We start from the raw sequence: 15,991 nt of genomic DNA on the forward strand, positions 1-15,991 counted from the left end.
GTCCGATACCGGGATGGTGATGTGCCTGCACATCGGCACCGGGTTCGGCGCGCTCAAGCTCGCCCCGGACGCGCCGATCGACAACCTGATCATCCTGGCGTGCCAGATCTCCTCGCTGGCTGTGCAGGACCTGCTGTGGGGCCCGGCGATGCGGACCTACCCGGACCTGAAGTTCGCCTTCTCCGAGGGTGGCATCGGCTGGATCCCGTTCTACCTGGACCGCTGCGACCGGCACTACACCAACCAGCGCTGGCTGCGCCGCGACTTCGGCGGCAAGCTGCCCAGCGAGGTGTTCCGCGACCACTCACTCGCCTGCTACGTCACCGACCCGACGTCGCTGAAGCTGCGCCGTGAGATCGGGATCGACATCATCGCCTGGGAGTGCGACTACCCGCACTCGGACTCGATCTGGCCGGACGCGCCGGAGTTCGTGCTCAACGAGCTGAACAACGCCGGTGCGACCGACGAGGAGATCGACAAGATCACCTGGCAGAACGCCTGCCGGTTCTTCAACTGGGACCCGTTCTCCGAGATCCCCAAGGAGCGCGCGACCGTCGGCGCCCGCCGGGCCATCGCCACCGACGTCGACACCGCCATCCGGTCCCGCAAGGAATGGGCCCGCCTCTTCGCGGAGAAGCACCCCGAGACCATCTGAGAACGCACGCCCTGGCCGGCTCCCGCTCCACCGGAGTCGGCCAGCGGCACGAAAACGAAAAGACCCGGCGCGACGCACCCACCTCGTTGTGGCTGCGCCGCGCCGGGCGTCGTTTCCGGCCCCCTTGGGACGTCCACCACGCCGCACCCGCGGTGGACGTCCCGGGCCGTGCTACGGGGCGATCTCCAGGACGATCTTCCCGATGGCGTGGCCGTCGGCCACATAGCGCAGCGCCGCCGCTGTCTCGTCGAAGGTGAAGCTGGCGCCGATGTGCGGCACCGCCCTGCCCGCGGCGAACAGTTCCATGAGCTCCCGCTCGTTGCGCTGGAGCTCGTCCGGCGCGTGCGTACCCAGGTCGCGCAGCTGCATCCCGCCGATCTGGATGCCCTTGAGCAGCACCAGGTTGAGCGGGATCCGCGGGATCGAGCCCGCGGCGTAGCCCACCGTGACGAACCGGCCGCGCCAGCGCAGCGAACGCAGCGCGGGCTCGGCCAGGTCGCCGCCGACGGGGTCGATGACCACGTCGGCGCCGTCCGGGAGGGTCTCCTTCAGCGCCTTGCGGAGGTCGTTCGCGCGGTGGTCGATGAGGTGGGTGGCGCCGTTGACGGCCGCCACCTCGAGTTTGCGCGCGGACGACGCCACCGCCGTCACCGTGGCGCCCAACGCCGCCCCGAGCTGGACGGCGGCGAGGCCCACCCCGCCACCCGCGCCGAGCACGACGAGCTGCTCGCCGGGCTGCAGCCGGGCCACCGACCGGAGCATGTGGTACGAGGTGCGGTGCGCCACGCCGAAGGCGGCGGCCACGGTGTCGGCGATGCCGTCCGGCGTGCGGGTGATGCCGGCGGCCCGCGCCACCGCGACCTCGCCGAAGGCACCGACCATGCCGGTGCCGAACACGCGGTCGCCGACGGACACGCCGGTCACGTCCGCACCGACCGTCTCGACGACACCGGCGAACTCGCTGCCGGGAACGAACGGCGGCGGCACCTTGATCTGGTACTCACCCGCGACCAGCAGGACGTCGGAGTAGTTCACCGCCGCCGCGTGCACCCGCACGCCGACCTGGTCGGGCTGCGGCTCGGGAGTGGGGAACTCCTCGACGTGGACGACCTCGGGCGGCCCGTACTCGCGGCAGACCGCGGCGCGCACCTCAGCCCACCCGGCCGCTGACGCGCGGGCGCAGCCCGGTGACGGTGAGCGGGCGGCGCATGGTCACCGGCCCTTCCACTGTGGCGTGCGCTTCTGGATGAACGCCATCGCGCCCTCCTTGGCGTCCTCGCTCTTGAACACCGCCGGCGAGAGCTGCGCCATGCGCTCCTGCCCGCGCGCGGGGTCGGCCGCGGCGGCCCGGACGATCTCCTTGGTCGCGGCGACGGCGAGCGGGCCGTTGGCGGCGATGCGCTCGGCGAACGCCAGCGCCGCCTCGAGCACCTTCTCCGGTTCGGTCACCGCGTTGACCAGGCCGAGCTGCTGGGCGCGCGCGGCGTCCACGGTGTCGCCGGTGAGGGTCAGCTCCAGCGCGAGGGCGAGGGGGATCCGGCTGGCGATGGCGACCGCGCCTCCGCCGGCCGCGAGCAGGCCTCGCTTGACCTCGGGCAGGCCGAACTTCGCCGCCGAAGAGGCCACGACGACGTCACAGGAGAGCAGCAGCTCGAAGCCGCCGCCGACCGCGGTGCCGTTCGCGGCGCCGACGAGGGGCACCTTGACGTCGCCGCTCATCAGCCGGTCGAAGGCCGCCCGGCCCTCCTTGTCCTCCGGCGCGATCTGGGAGAAGCCCCCGCCCGAGGTGAAGGCCTTCAGGTCCATCCCGACGCAGAACGCCTTCTCACCCGCGGCGGTCAGCACGGCCACCCGGATGTCGGGGTCCGACTCCGCGGTGAGGATCGCCGAGCCGATGGCGCTGAGCAGCGCGGGGGTCAGGGCGTTGCGGGCCTCGGGCCGGTTGAGGCGGATGACCAGCACCGCCCCGACCCGTTCCAGCAGGATGTCCGCGGTGCTGGTGTCGGTGTCGGTCATCGCTTGTAGTCCGTGCTCTCCGCGAGGTCGGCGGCCTCCTGCATGGCGCTGAGCACGATCGGGCCGAACGTCAACAGCTTCTCGTCGTCACCCGCGCGCTGGAAGCCCTGCTCGAGGACGATGGCGAGCTTGAACTTGCAGAGGATCAGGTAGTAGTCGTAGTCGTCGACCTGCCGGCCGGACACCTCCGCGTAGTGCGCGAGGAGCTGGGACTTCGTCGGCATCGCGTAGAGATCCGCGTAGCTCTTGCCGATCAGGTCGGTCGAGCTGGTGTCCTCGGGCCAGCTCTGCAGCATCCAGGCCAGGTCGAGCTTGGGGTCGCCGACCGTGCCCATCTCCCAGTCGACGATGGCGGCCAGCTTCGCGGGCGCCCCGTTCTGGAACATCACGTTCGCGAACTGGTAGTCGCCGTGCATGAGGCCAGGGATGAAGTCGATCGGCCGGTGTGTGCGCAGCCACTGCGCGGCCACGTCGTAGCCGGGCAGCTCCCGCTTCTTGATGCGGTTCAGGAAGGCCGTCCAGCGGTCGACCTGGCGCTCGTGGAAGTCGTCGGGGCGGCCGAGGCCCTCCAGTCCGCGGGCCTTCCAGTCGACCTTCGACAGCAGCGCGATGCCCTCGGCGAGCTGGTAGGACAGCCCCTTGCGGAGCTCGAGGTCGGAGTTGAACGGCTCCGGCCAGACACCGTGCTGGCTCATCGGCGACCAGCCGTCCACGAAGCCCATGATGTAGAAGGAGCGGCCGAGGACGGAGGCGTCCTCGCACATGCCGAGCGCCGCGGTGTGCGGGACGTCGGTCCCGTCCAGGGCCTCGATGATGCGCCACTCGCGCAGGATGCCGGCGTCGCGGCTGGCGGGCGCCCCCGCCGGCGGGATGCGCAGCGCTCCGTGCAGGTCACCGCGGCGGATCTCGTAGATCTCGTTCTGGGTGCCACCGGAGACGTAACGGTGTTCGATCGGCTCGCCCTTGCCGGCGAGTCCGGCCTCGTCCATCCACGTGGCGAGGCGCTCGATGTCGATCACAGGTTCCCCACTTCGAGTTCCAGGTACTCGGCGTACTTCTCACGCGCCGCGGCGAGGCGCTTGGGCAGGTGCTCGGTGGGCCACAGGTCGTCGGTGGGCTTGTAGTCGCGCAGCACCTGCTTGGCCACGGTGACCTTGTGGACCTCGGTCGGCCCGTCGGCGAGGCCCATCACGAACGAGCCCATCACCATCTGGTGGAACGGCATCTCGTTGCTCGCGCCGAGCGCGCCGTGCACCTGCAGCGCCCGCGAGGCGATGTCGTGCAGGACCGCAGGCATGACCACCTTGACCGCGGCGATGTCCTTGCGGACCTTGCGGTAGTCCTTGTGCTTGTCGATCGACCACGCCGTGTAGAGCACGAACAGCCGGAACTGCGCCAGCTGGGCGTACGAGTCGGCGATGAAGCCCTGGACGAACTGCTTGTCGGCCAGCAGGCTGCCCTGCGTGCTGCGGCTCAGCGCGCGCTCGCACATCATGTCCAGCGCCTTCTTCGCCAGGCCGATCGTGCGCATCGCGTGGTGGATCCGCCCGCCGCCGAGGCGGGTCTGCGCGATGGCGAACGCCTGGCCCTCGCCGCCGAGCAGCGCGTCGTCCGAGACGCGGACGTCCTCGTAGTGGATGAGGGCGTGGTGCCCCTCGCCCAGCGGCTCACCGGGCAGACCCACGTTCCGGACGATGTTGACGCCCGGAGTGTCCGTCGGGATCAGGAACATCGACATGCCCCGGTACCGGCTGACATCGGGGTTGGTGACCACCATGACGATGACGAACCGCGCGGTGCTGGCGTTCGAGGAGAAGAACTTCCAGCCGTTGATCACCCACCCGTCGCCGTCCTTCACCGCGCTGCAGGTGAACTGGGTCGGGTCCGAGCCCGCCTGCGGCTCGGTCATCGAGTACGACGAGAAGCACTCGCCGTCCAGCAGCGGCTGCAGGTACTGCTTCTTCTGGGCCTCGGTGCCGTAGTGCGCGATGATCTCGGCGTTGCCGGTGTCCGGCGCCTGGCACCCGAAGACGATCGGCGCCCAGCTGGAACGGCCCAGGATCTCGTTGAGCAGCGACAGCTTGAGCTGCCCGTGCCCCTGGCCACCGAGCTCCGGGCCCAGGTGGGTCGCCCACAGGCCGTGGTCCTTGACCTGCTGTCGCAGGGGGTCGACGACCCGTTGCAGCGTCTCGCCGCGTGGCACGAACTGCAGGTCGGGCCAAGCCATGTCGAGGGGCTCGACCTCCTCCCGCACGAACTTGTCAGCCCAGTCCAACTGGGCCTGGTACTCGGGTTCGGTCTCGAAGTCCCACGACATCGTCGGTCTCCTCTCGGAGTGGTCAGAATAGCGTTCTGTACACAAAGAACGCAACTTCCGAATGATCGAAATATCGATCCGACACTGGTCCGGTGATCACGGATCGCCGGGCTGACCTCAGGGCTGGTCCAGTCCGTTTCATCAGGTTCGGACACTTTTGGAGTGATTCCAGTTCGGGTTGGTTCGGGGGGGAGCAGTCGGATTCGGGCCGGCTCAGGGCAGCGGGACGTTCAGGGCGGGCCGTGCCCGCCCTGGGCCCACCAGCTCAGGGGTGTAGACGGCCGGCTCCCCGTTGCGCCTGGCCTTGGCCGCGTACATCGCCAGGTCGGCGCGGTGCAGCAGCTGCTCGGCGGTGTCCGGAACGTCCGGGTCCGGCTCCGCGTCCGGGTTCGCGCCTCGGTGCGGGGCACCCGTCCCGGTCTCCGGGTCGACGGTCACCAGGCCCACGCTGGCCGCGACGGTGAAGGTGTGGCTCGCCAGCCGCACCGGCGCCCGGACCGCGGCCGCCAGCCGACGTCCGACTGCCTCGGGATCGTCGGTGTTGGCCGAGACGAGCAGGATCGCGAACTCGTCACCGCCGAGGCGGGCCACGGTGTCCGCCGCGCGGACGCAGCCGGCGAGCCGTGCGCCGGTGATCCGCAGCAGGTCGTCGCCCGCCGCGTGGCCGAGGACGTCGTTGACCCGCTTGAAGTCGTCGAGGTCGCAGAACAGGACGGCGAAGCGCTCGGCGGGGCCCGGCTGGCGGTGCAGCGCCCGCTCGAGCCGGTCGATGAACAGGCTGCGGTTCGCCAGCCCGGTCAGCGGGTCGTGGAACGCCTGGTGCCGCAGCTGCCGCTGTTTCTCCTCCACCTGGCCGAGCAGGCGGATGTTGTCCGACATCGTCATCATCTGGCGCACCAGCGCGAGTAGCAGCAGGGCGAGCAGCGCCCAGATCTCCTCCCAGTGCCCGATGCCGTCTCCGGCGATCTGGAGCACCGTCGCCGCCCCGGCCGCGGTCAGCGGGAGGTACGGCAGGATCGCGTGCCACCGGCGGAGCCTGGCCGAGGCGGCCCGCCGACCCGGGCTGGGAACGGCGGCCAGCCCCACTCCCACGATGTCGGCGTCGGCGTCGGCGTCGGCAGCGGCACCGGTAGCGGTACCCGTATCGGGATCGGTGGAGATGGCGGCCAGGCCGATGAGCAGCGCACCGATGCCAATGGGCAGATCGGTCAGCCGCGGGACGTCGTCCAGGCCGTGGATGAGCACCGCGAGCTCCCACATGGCGGAGATCGAGGCGGCGCACATGCCCGTGAGCAGGAGCGCGTGGCCGCGGCTGTCGCGCGGCTCGCGGAACACGGCCACCAGGATCAGCACGACGAAGACCACGAGCGAGACCGCGGCGAGGATGATCGAGTAGAGCGGGCCGGGGCCGAGTGGTTCGCCGTGCCCGACCGTGCGCTCCAGCACGGTGGCCCAGACCAGCAGCGCCACCGAGCCGACCACGATCATGCCGTCCAGGATCGTGATCGCGTACCAGCGGTAGGCGTGCAGCGGCCCGCCGTCCTCGGCGTCGTCGTGCTCGACGGGGTCGGTCGGGTAGAGCAGCACGCCGGCGACACCCATCGCGAGCGGAATCAGATACACCAGCGAGGCCGGGGTCAGCTGGGGGACGGGAGATCGCCCCGCCGCCGTGTCCCGGAACACCGCGGCCGACGCCACCGCCACGGCGAGAACCATCACCGCCATGAGAAGCCGCCACCACCGCTCGGCGCCACGGCGACGCAGCCCGGCGACCACGCAGGTCGTCCCGCCGAGCAGCAGGAACCCGATCACCGTCAGCCGGACGGCGGACAGCGCCAGGCTGTCGGGGAGCACCTGGGCGAGAACCACGCAGGCGCCCGTCAGCACCGCGGCGCCGACCGCCGCGCGGCGGAAGAGCCGGTCGCGCCGACGGCTGTGCCCCATCTCCTTCCCCTACCGTTAACCGACGCAAAATACACAGATCGTTACTTTGCGTGGCGACCTGGTGGGAGGTCGGAGGCGGAGCCCGGTTTCAGTGGGCGGCGGCCGGCCCCGCCTGGAGGATCGAGACGCAGAAGTCGATGAGATGGCGCTGCTCGTCCTCGGTCGGCACCGTGCAGGGCTCCACATGGCGCTGCATCGTGCCGAGGACGGCGTCCTGGATCAGCCTGGCGTCGAGATCCGGCCGTGGTCGGCCGGCCGCCGTCAGCGGCGGGACGAGCAGCTGGCCGAGCTGCTGGTCGAGGGTGGCCCGCCCCGGCACCGAATCACTGGCCCGGGCGAGCAGCCGGTTAACGGTGGAGCCCTGCTGCGCGAGCGCCGGCCGGGTGATCTGCGCGATCATGCCGTCGACCCAGGCGGTCATCTGGCCGGCAGGATCGGACTTCTTCGACATCTGATGGCGAAGGTAGGAGCGCAGGATGACGATCCCGCGCTCCAGCACCGCGTGCATGAGCTCGTTCTTGCCGGCGAAGTACCGGTAGAAGGTCTGGTTGGACGTCCCGGCCTCGGCGACGATGTCGGCGACCTTGGGATCGGCCGGCGCGACACGGACGGCGACCCGCAGGGCCGCGTCGAGGATCTGCTCGACCTCGACGAGGGCGTCCCGCTGGTGCCGGTTCAGGGCCCGGTCGACAGCGGCCCGCACCGAGGCGGGGGTGCCCTCCCATTCCACTCCAGCAGTGTCGCTCATGGTCGAGGTCCTTTGGGTACGGGATGTTGGGAGGCGCGAAACTCGGTTCTTTGGATAATAGAATTATATTCTTTGCGGGGCGGGTCGGGGAGGCTGTGGGGGCGGTCAGGGTACCGGGCTCTGGCCGGGCGGATCACCACAACCGGGTGGTTCGCGGGCCGGTCACCTGGGCGGCGAAGGCGTCCAGCCGGTTCCACAGCAGGTGCCGGGTGCCGGCGAAATTGTGCATGTGCGCCATGCGACCGTCGGCAGGTCGGTGACCTCGGTCGGCGGAACGCTGCTCTCCCCGACACCGAGGTGGTCGACCATGACAACCACCGCGCCCCGGTGGACGTGGTGCTCGGCCTGGCTGTAGCCGGGTTCGGGCAGGTCGAAGTACCGCCGGGCGTACCCACCGCCAGGAAGCCCGACCAGGACGGGGACACCCGGGCCGGAGCCGCCCGCGGCTGAGCCGCCTGGTTCCAGGCCGCCTGTCTCCAAACCGTCCGTGCCGGGGCCGGCAGCGGACGGGGATGGCTGCGCGGGCAGGCAGACGGTCACCGCGATCTGCCAGCCGTCCTGGTCGGCTCCGTCGGGCTGGCTGCTCTGGTTCTGACTGCTCTGGTCGTGGCCGCGCGTGGCGGGTACCGGGATGCGCAGGTCGAGTCGCAGCACGCCGCCGTCCGGCCGGCCCGCCGGCTCGGGCCGTCGCTGCGGGCCGGGCGCGGGAAGCGGTAGCGCCTCGTTCCGGTCCGCCCCGACCACGGACGGCAATCCGATCACGGACAGTCACCTGGTCGCGGACGGTCGCTCTCGCCGGCGTTCGACGCGCGCGCAGCGTGACCTCGGCGGACCCACCGCGTATTGGTGATCTTTCTCGACATACACTCCTGGCGATCTCCCGGGCGGAGGTGGTGCGGAGGAAGGGCGGGCATGAACATCGTCGAAGCGGTTTTTCTCGGCGCCGTCGAGGGGCTCACCGAGTTCCTCCCGGTCTCCAGTACCGGTCACCTGACGATCATCGAGAAGCTGCTCGGCTACAGCATTGACGACCCGGACATCACCGCATTCACGGCGATCATCCAGGTCGGCGCGGTGTTCGCCACGCTGCTCTACCTCCGGCATGATTTCCGGCGGATCATCGCCGCCCTGGCCAGGGGTGTGACCCGGCCGGAGTACCGCGATCACCCTGATTTCCGGTTCGGTGTGGCGGTGATCGTCGGATCCATTCCCATCGGAATAGTCGGCCTGCTCTTCAAGGACCAGATCGAGACCACGCTGCGCAGCCTGTGGTTCGTCGGCACCGCCCTGATCGGGTGGAGCGCGGTGATGGGCTACGCCGATCGCGTCGCGACCCAGAAACGGCACGAAGACGACGTGACCTGGAAGGACACGCTGGTCATCGGCGTCGTCCAGTGCATGGCGCTGATTCCGGGAATCTCGCGTTCGGGGTCCACGATGTCCGCCGGGCTGCTGCGCGGGATCGACCGGGTGACGGTCACCCGCCTGTCGTTCTTCCTTTCCATCCCGGCGCTGTTCGCGGCGGCTCTGCTGCAGGTCGTGACGGAGTCGTCCAACATCGAGCAGGGCGTCGGCTGGACCGTCACCATCACCGCGACCGTGGTGAGCTTCGTGACGGCCTACTTCGCCATCGCGTGGCTGCTCAAGTTCGTCGCCCGCCACAGCTACAGCGTCTTCATCTACTACCGGCTCGCGCTCGGCTCAGTGATCCTGTTCCTCCTCGCCACCGGGATCATCTCCGCGACCTGACGCCGGGTTCGGTGCCGGGATCACGCTCCAGGATCCGCGCCGCCTGGCACCCTTTTGCCCTCCCGTCCCGGATGCGTGTGTTAGGGCCTCACCATCGGGGAGGACCCCACCCGTCCGACGTCGAAGTCGATGGGAGGAACCATGACGAGCACCGTGCAGGAATCGATCGATGTGGCCGTCCCGGTCCGGACCGCCTACAACCAGTGGACCCAGTTCGAGTCGTTCCCGAACTTCATGGAGGGGGTCGAGTCCGTCCAGCAGACGGACGACACCCACACCCACTGGAGGATCAAGGCCGGCGGCGCCGAGCGCGAGTTCGACGCCACGATCACCGAGCAACTCCCGGACGAGCGCGTCTCGTGGAAGAGCACCGAGGGGACCCGTCACGCCGGCGTGGTGACATTCCACCGGCTGGCCGACGACGCCACCCGGGTGACGGTGCAGATGGACTGGCAGCCCGAGGGGCTCGCGGAGAAGGCCGGCTCGGTGCTGGGCGCCGACGACCGCCGGGTGAAGGACGACCTCAAGCGGTTCAAGTCCTTCATCGAGGAGCGTGGCCAGGAGACCGGAGCCTGGCGGGGTGACGTATCGCGCCCGGACGCCGCCGGTCAGCCGGGTCAGCCGGGTCAGCCGGGTCAGTCCGGTCAGCCCGGTCAGCCGGGTCAGCCGGGTCAGCCGGGTCAGCCCGGTCAGCCCGGTCAGCCCGGTGAGTTCGGTCAGCCCGGCCGGTTGGGTTCGTCGGAAGCCCCCGGCACGGGCGGCGCCGGTGGCCCGCAGCGGGATCAGGGGACCGGCGGGGCGACGTACTCGCAGCCCGGCGGCGGCGAGTTCTGACCTGGCGGGTCACCCCGCGACCGAGTCGTCAACCGGCTGCACCGGCTGATTCGGCGGCCTGCGCCTCCCGCACGGCGGCGCGCAGCGCCGGGACGGCCGGCCCGGCGACCGGTTCCAGCAGCGCGAGCCGACCCTTGAGTGCCCGCCGGGCCCGGCCGCTTTTCATCGCCCCGATCTGACCGGCGGCGAGGAGCGCGGCCAGGCTCGCCGGGCCGGGGTCGGCGCGGCCGGCCGGTCCTCCGTGCAGGACCTGCTCCACCTCGCGGTGCAGTCGGCGGACCATCGCCCGGTCCCGCACGGTCACGGAGGTCGCCGGGATCATCCCCAGGATTCGGCGTCGCTCGACCCTGATCCAGCGGCCCGCCTCGAGCTGGTCGCGCACGACCCGGCCGGCGGTCCGCTGGTTTTTTTTCACCCAGTGCTTCCACGACCGGTGACGGGACGACGCGCCGACCTCGCCGATGAGCTGTGCGCACAGCTCATCGGCGGTCGGGGTGCGCCGCCGGCCCGGCGCAGCAGGCTGGCCCGGCCGCCCTTCCGCGTGCGGCCGGTGCTCCGCACGGGGCGCGACGGGCTTGACCCGGCCGTTCTCGTCGGTCAGCAGTCCAGCCTGGTAGAGCTCGGTCGCGGCGGCCGCGCGTAGCGCGCGACCCAGATAGGGCGAGCGGTACATGCGGTTCCGCTCCAGGTCGTAGGCCAGCAGGTAGAGCTGGGCCGGTAGTGACGGTGGTGGTTGCACGACGGGTCTCCTCCTGGGTGCCGATCACGGTGGCGGGGTGCGGCGGACGTCCACCGCCTCGGTCGAGGGGGCGTCCTCGGGGCCGGGCTCGGGGTCGGTGGTGGTGTCCCGCCGTGGGCGTCCGCGGCGCGGCATCGCGCCGGCCTCCCTCGGCAGCCGGCCCCGGTCCGCGAGCGCGGCCCGCAGCAGGAACTCGATCTGTGCGTTGGTGCTGCGCAGCTCGTCCGACGCCCATCGCGCCAGCGCGTCGTGGACGGCCGGGTCGAGGCGCAGCAGGATCTTCTTCCGTTCGGCCACGTACCGTCACCGGCTCCCGCGGCTCAGGTGTAGAGGGATCCGGCATTGATGACCGGCTGCGTCGACTGTTCGCTGCACAGGACCACGAGCAGGTTGCTGACCATGGTTGCCTTCCGTTCCTCGTCCAGCTCGATGATGTTTTCCCGGTCGAGGCGTTCCAGCGCTGCCTCGACCATGCCCACGGCGCCCTCGACGATCCGCGAGCGGGCCGCGACGACGGCGCCCGCCTGCTGGCGCCGGAGCATCGCCTGGGCGATCTCCGGCGCGTACGCCAGCCGGGTGATGCGGGACTCGATCACGTGTACACCGGCGGAGGCGACCCGGGCCGCGATCTCCAGTGAGAGCTTCGCGGTGATCTCCTCGGCGTTGTCGCGCAGCGACATGACCTCGGGGGCCGCGTCGTAGGGGTAGCTCGTCGCGATGTGCCGCACGGCGGTCTCGGACTGGATGGCCACGAACTCGACGAAGTCGTCCACCTCGAAGACGGCCTGCGCGGTGTCCTTCACCTGCCAGACCACGACGGCCGCGATTTCGATCGGGTTTCCGTCGGCGTCGTTCACCTTCGCCACGCCGCTCTCGTGGTTGCGGATGCGGGTGGAGACCTTCTTGCGCGTGGTGAAGGGGTTCACCCAGCGCAGCCCGGTGGTGCGGATCGTCCCTACGTAGCGGCCGAACAGCGCGACGACCCGGGCCTCGCCCGGCGCGACGGCGGTCAGGCCGCACAGCGCGAAGAACGCGGCGATGAGGCCGAGCACGCCGACCACGATGAGGACGGCGCCGACGGGGGCGGAGTGGTCGGCGGCGACGACGATCCCGGCGATACCGATCGCGAGGCAGGCCAGCATGCCCAACAGGCCCGCCAGCAGGGCCAACAGGCCCGAGTGGTCCTTCGCGTGGTGTTCCCGGACGCTCGGTTCGGGCATGTCGACAACGACATGTTCGACGTCCACCTGCGGTGCCTCGGTGCTCATGTGTGCCTCCGAATGAGGAGCTGGATCTGGCGAGCCGGTCCGCTCGGCGCGTTCCGACCTGGTGTGCTGGTCGGGCCCGGCTACCTCTGCGCTAGCGCCGAGGTATCAAAGTGATATCACTTTAGCTCGGTACTATGTGGTCGTCCAGCAGCGGGACGTGACGCGGAGGTGGTCGATGCCGGACAGGCGGCTCGAGATCGACGATGTGCGCAAGCGGTACGGCGAGGTCGTCGCGCTCGACGGCATGACCTTCGACGTTCGCGAGGGGGAGCTGTTCGGCTTCGTCGGCAGCAACGGGGCGGGCAAGACGACGACGATGCGCATCGTGCTCGGGGTGCTCGCGGCCGATGCCGGGCAGGTCCGGTGGGCCGGCCGCCCGGTCGACCTCGCCGCCCGCCGCCGGATCGGCTACATGCCCGAGGAACGGGGCCTGTACCCGAAGATGCAGGTCCGCGACCAGCTCGTCCACCTCGCCCGGCTGCACGGGATGCCGGCCGCTGCCGCCGGCCGCTCCGCCGACGCCTGGCTCGAGCGGCTGGGCGTCGCGGCGCGGCGGGACGACGAGGTACAGAAGCTCAGCCTCGGCAACCAGCAGCGGGTCCAGCTCGCCGCCGCGCTCGTGCACGACCCGGAGGTCCTCGTGCTGGACGAGCCGTTCTCCGGGCTCGACCCGGTCGCGGTCGACGTCATGAGCCAGGTGCTGCGGGAGAAGTGCGACGAGGGGGTTCCCGTGGTGTTCTCCAGCCACCAGCTCGAGCTCGTCGAGCGGCTCTGCGACCGGGTCGGCATCGTCGCCGCCGGGCGGATGGTCGCCGCCGGCACGGTCGACGAGCTGCGGGCGGACGGCACCGAGCGGATCGTCGTCGAGGTGCCCGGGGCCCCACCGGGCTGGGCCGAGGACCTGCCCGGGATGACCGTCCGCGCCACAGAGGGGGACCGTACGGTGGTCGACCTCGCTCCCGGCGCCGACGACCAGGACCTGCTGCGCCGGGCGCTGGCGGTCGGCCCGGTGCGGGAGTTCCGCCGCGGCCGGCCGTCACTCGCCGAGCTGTTCCGCTCCGCGGTGAGCACCGACGAGGGCGCCCCCGGCGTCCGCTCCCGTACCGGCTCCGGATCTGACACGGCGGGCGCGACGGACGAGGTGACGGTGGCATGAGCCCGGAATCCGATCACGAACACGGCCGCGAGGCCACGGCCGGCCCGGCCCCAGGCATCCCGGCCCAGACCGGCGCCGGGCCGGCGCCGGCGCCGGGTTCCGGCGGCCGGGGCGACTATCCGGCGCTGGGCTCCTGGGCGACCGTGCGGCTCGTCGCCGGTCGCGAGCTCGGCGTACGGCTGCGTTCCAAGGTCTTCCGGATCACCACCGTCGCCCTCCTCGTCCTGCTCGTCGGCGCCGCGGTCGTGATCGACCTGGTCGGCGGCGGCGATTCGACGGAGTCCGTCGGCGTGACGGCGGCGGAGTCCGCGATCACGGCGCCGCTCACCGCCGCCGCCCGGAGCCTGGACGTCGGCATCACGACCCGCGAGGTGCCCGACGAGGCCACCGGGTTGCGCCAGGTCGCCGACGGCGATCTGGACGCCCTGGTGACCGCGTCCCCGAACGGCCTGCGCGTTGCCGTCAAGGAGGACCTGAACGACGAGTGGCGCGCCGTGCTGGCTGTTGTGGCCCGCCAGCAGGTTCTCGACAACGAGATCAGCGTGCTCGGCGGCGACCCGGCCCGGGTGAACGAGGCGGTCGCCGCCACGCGGGTCGATGTCACCCAGCTCGACCCGGCGCCGGCCCACCAGGGCGAGCGGCTCGTCCTCGGGATCGCCGCCGCGTTGCTGATCTACATGGGCCTGATGCTCTACGGGCCGGCCGTCTCCCAGGGGGTGATCGAGGAGAAGTCGAGCCGGGTGGTCGAGCTGCTGCTGTCGACGGTCCGCCCGTGGACGCTCATGGCCGGCAAGGTGTTGGGCATCGGGCTGGTAGCGCTGATCCAGATGATCGTGCTGGCCGGCGGGGGCCTGGTCGCCGCGCTGGTCACCGGCGCGCTCTCGCTGCCCTCCGGCGAGGCCACCGGGACGGTGATCTGGTCGGTGGTCTGGTACGTCATCGGGTTCTTCCTCTACGCCCTCCCGTTCGCCGCGGTCGGGGCGATGGTCTCCCGGCAGGAGGACGTCGGGGGCATCTCGAGCCCCATCGTGCTGGCGATCGTGGTGCCCTGGGTGCTGGGGATCTCGATCGTGCCGGGCGATCCCGACAACGGCCTGATCGCGGTGCTGTCCCTGCTGCCGATCTTCGCGCCGGTGCTGATGCCGATGCGGATCGCGCTCGGGGTGGCGCCGGTGTGGCAGTTGGTCCTCTCGGTGGTGCTCGCCTTGGCGCTGATCGGCGTGCTCGTCCGGCTCGCCGGGCGGATCTACCGCAACGCGGTGCTGCGGACCGGGGCGAGGGTCTCCTTCCGGGACGCCCTGCGGGAGGCCTGAGCCGCCGCGGGTCCCGGTCCCGGTCCCGGTCCCGACCCTCGGCCCCGGCTCGGGCCCGGCCGACTCACACTTGGCGGTTCATCCCGGTGAGGACATAGCCGATCTTGCGCCAGGTGTTCGGGCCGCAGACCCCGTCCTCGGGTATGCGGCCGAACCACGGCGTCGCGTACCGCTGAAGCGAGGCAACCCGGGCGGTGGTGCGCGCGCCGTAGGCCCCGTCGGGCGCCAGGCGGTAGGGGTCACCCGTCGGCGCCTCGTGGCCGAAAATGATGTTCAGTGCGTTCTGCAGGGTGACGACCTCCGGCCCGCTCATCCCCTCCCGCAAGGTCGGCATCCCGGCGTACCGCTGTCGCGGGTCCGCGAGCGAGCCCCCGGGGGACRCCCCCAGCGCGGCCGCGAGGATGTCGCCCCGGCGGTTCGCGCGGACGTTCCCCGGGCACGAGTGACCACCCCACGCCGCGCCGCCCATGCGGTGCGTGCCGAGCCCGTAGCCGTTGGGTGAGTCCGTGATCTCGGGGCGCCAGCCGAACTCGCGCATCCCCCAGGCGAAGAGCTCGCCGAGGCGCTGTACCTGGATCGCCGTGTAGTCCTCGGAGTCGTACCCCTCGCACTCGACGCTGATCCAGAACGGGTTGCCCGCGGCCTGCGCCCAGGCCCGGCGGTCGAATGGGACGTACTGCTCGAACTCGCCCGCCTTCGACAGCCACAGGTGGGCGCTGACCTGGCTGGCCGGACTGTCGAACCAGCCGAAGAGCGAACCGGTGCCGACCTGGACGTGGGGGATCAGCCCGCGGGTCGGCTCCACCATCGTCCCGGACGTGTTGCGGACCGGGCGGTTGCGGGCCGGTGGGTAGAGGGTGGCGGCCACGGTCAGCCCCGGCCATTCGTGATCGCCGCGTGCCCGGTCTCTGCCGGCAGTCGGGTCCCTGCCTGCGCTCGACGTGTCGGTTGCCGTCGGTCTGGACGATTGACATCCTCCCCGGCCTGACGGCCGGGGATTCCCGCACCTTGCGATACGGGTTCCTGCTTCACCAACGGACGCCTCCTCGCTCTAGGAGCGAGGTGGTCTCACTCCGTCTCCACAGGCAGACACCGCGAGCCCCGCGGCCAGAATGTTCTTCGCGGCGTTGACATCCCGGTCGTGGTGCGCACCGCAGCGGCACTCCCACTCCCGTACGTGCAACGGCAGCCTTTCGACGATCGACCCACAGGCCGAGCAGGTCCTGCTGCTCGGGTAGAAACGGTCGACCGC

At 71.0% G+C, this 15,991-nt stretch carries 17 protein-coding genes; 5 read left to right on the top strand and 12 right to left on the bottom strand.

Annotation, left to right across the window (positions count from 1 at the left end; all coding sequences use genetic code 11):
• Positions 1 to 655: amidohydrolase family protein (locus tag BBK14_RS02605; protein WP_157904199.1), on the top strand; the 655-nt coding region annotated here is incomplete at its 5' end.
• A 171-nt stretch (positions 656 to 826) separates the two neighbouring features.
• Here BBK14_RS02605 and BBK14_RS02610 read toward each other — a convergent pair.
• The 7 genes from BBK14_RS02610 to BBK14_RS38680 form a co-directional block, all read right to left on the bottom strand.
• The gene (locus BBK14_RS02610; protein WP_071059630.1) at positions 827 to 1,804 is read right to left on the bottom strand and encodes an NADPH:quinone oxidoreductase family protein; all 978 of its coding nucleotides are present in this window, start codon (positions 1,802 to 1,804) and stop codon (positions 827 to 829) included.
• A 63-nt stretch (positions 1,805 to 1,867) separates the two neighbouring features.
• Positions 1,868 to 2,671, bottom strand: a complete 804-nt coding sequence (locus BBK14_RS02615; RefSeq protein WP_071059631.1) for an enoyl-CoA hydratase-related protein — start codon at positions 2,669 to 2,671, stop codon at positions 1,868 to 1,870.
• Entirely contained in the window at positions 2,668 to 3,690 is a 1,023-nt protein-coding gene (locus tag BBK14_RS02620) for a phosphotransferase family protein (RefSeq protein ID WP_083390663.1), read from the bottom strand. The genes BBK14_RS02615 and BBK14_RS02620 overlap by 4 nt, the downstream gene beginning before the upstream one ends.
• A complete protein-coding gene (locus BBK14_RS02625) occupies positions 3,687 to 4,988 on the bottom strand; it encodes an acyl-CoA dehydrogenase family protein (protein ID WP_071059632.1) in 1,302 nt (433 codons plus the stop codon). The genes BBK14_RS02620 and BBK14_RS02625 overlap by 4 nt, the downstream gene beginning before the upstream one ends.
• A gap of 213 nt (positions 4,989 to 5,201) precedes the next feature.
• The gene (locus BBK14_RS02630; RefSeq protein ID WP_071059633.1) at positions 5,202 to 6,932 is read right to left on the bottom strand and encodes a GGDEF domain-containing protein; all 1,731 of its coding nucleotides are present in this window, start codon (positions 6,930 to 6,932) and stop codon (positions 5,202 to 5,204) included.
• 88 nt (positions 6,933 to 7,020) lie between these two features.
• Positions 7,021 to 7,680 (bottom strand): TetR/AcrR family transcriptional regulator, encoded by a 660-nt coding sequence (locus BBK14_RS02635; protein WP_071059634.1) that lies wholly within the window; start codon positions 7,678 to 7,680, stop codon positions 7,021 to 7,023.
• Positions 7,681 to 7,842: 162 nt separating this feature from the next.
• Entirely contained in the window at positions 7,843 to 8,442 is a 600-nt protein-coding gene (locus tag BBK14_RS38680) for an alpha/beta fold hydrolase (protein WP_071059635.1), read from the bottom strand.
• 150 nt (positions 8,443 to 8,592) lie between these two features.
• Between BBK14_RS38680 and BBK14_RS02645 the strand changes: the two genes are divergently transcribed.
• Positions 8,593 to 9,429: an undecaprenyl-diphosphate phosphatase gene (locus tag BBK14_RS02645; protein ID WP_012157546.1), complete on the top strand. Its 837-nt coding sequence runs from the start codon at positions 8,593 to 8,595 to the stop codon at positions 9,427 to 9,429.
• A gap of 141 nt (positions 9,430 to 9,570) precedes the next feature.
• Positions 9,571 to 10,263, top strand: a complete 693-nt coding sequence (locus BBK14_RS02650) for an SRPBCC family protein (RefSeq protein WP_071059636.1) — start codon at positions 9,571 to 9,573, stop codon at positions 10,261 to 10,263.
• A 28-nt stretch (positions 10,264 to 10,291) separates the two neighbouring features.
• Here BBK14_RS02650 and BBK14_RS02655 read toward each other — a convergent pair whose 3' ends face one another.
• From BBK14_RS02655 to BBK14_RS02665, 3 genes are read right to left on the bottom strand one after another with little or no spacing between them, the layout of a single operon-like run.
• Positions 10,292 to 11,002, bottom strand: a complete 711-nt coding sequence (locus tag BBK14_RS02655; RefSeq protein ID WP_071059637.1) for a GOLPH3/VPS74 family protein — start codon at positions 11,000 to 11,002, stop codon at positions 10,292 to 10,294.
• A gap of 24 nt (positions 11,003 to 11,026) precedes the next feature.
• Positions 11,027 to 11,299, bottom strand: coding sequence for a type II toxin-antitoxin system antitoxin (locus BBK14_RS02660; protein ID WP_071059638.1), 273 nt, complete (start codon positions 11,297 to 11,299; stop codon positions 11,027 to 11,029).
• Positions 11,300 to 11,322: 23 nt separating this feature from the next.
• Entirely contained in the window at positions 11,323 to 12,270 is a 948-nt protein-coding gene (locus tag BBK14_RS02665) for an SPFH domain-containing protein (protein WP_071059639.1), read from the bottom strand.
• 175 nt (positions 12,271 to 12,445) lie between these two features.
• Here BBK14_RS02665 and BBK14_RS02670 point away from each other — a divergent pair, with 175 nt between their 5' ends.
• A complete protein-coding gene (locus BBK14_RS02670; RefSeq protein WP_071059643.1) occupies positions 12,446 to 13,426 on the top strand; it encodes an ABC transporter ATP-binding protein in 981 nt (326 codons plus the stop codon).
• Complete coding sequence (locus tag BBK14_RS02675; RefSeq protein ID WP_083390664.1) at positions 13,423 to 14,739, top strand: ABC transporter permease; 1,317 nt, start codon at positions 13,423 to 13,425, stop codon at positions 14,737 to 14,739. The genes BBK14_RS02670 and BBK14_RS02675 overlap by 4 nt, the downstream gene beginning before the upstream one ends.
• Before the next feature lie 64 nt (positions 14,740 to 14,803).
• Here BBK14_RS02675 and BBK14_RS02680 read toward each other — a convergent pair whose 3' ends face one another.
• Together BBK14_RS02680 and BBK14_RS34455 are read right to left on the bottom strand one after the other, a co-directional pair.
• Positions 14,804 to 15,607: a peptidoglycan recognition protein family protein gene (locus tag BBK14_RS02680; protein WP_071059640.1), complete on the bottom strand. Its 804-nt coding sequence runs from the start codon at positions 15,605 to 15,607 to the stop codon at positions 14,804 to 14,806.
• 183 nt (positions 15,608 to 15,790) lie between these two features.
• Positions 15,791 to 15,991: zinc ribbon domain-containing protein (locus BBK14_RS34455; RefSeq protein ID WP_083390665.1), on the bottom strand; the 201-nt coding region annotated here is incomplete at its 5' end.

Source organism: Parafrankia soli (assembly GCF_001854695.1).
GTDB classification, from domain to species: domain Bacteria; phylum Actinomycetota; class Actinomycetes; order Frankiales; family Frankiaceae; genus Parafrankia; species Parafrankia soli.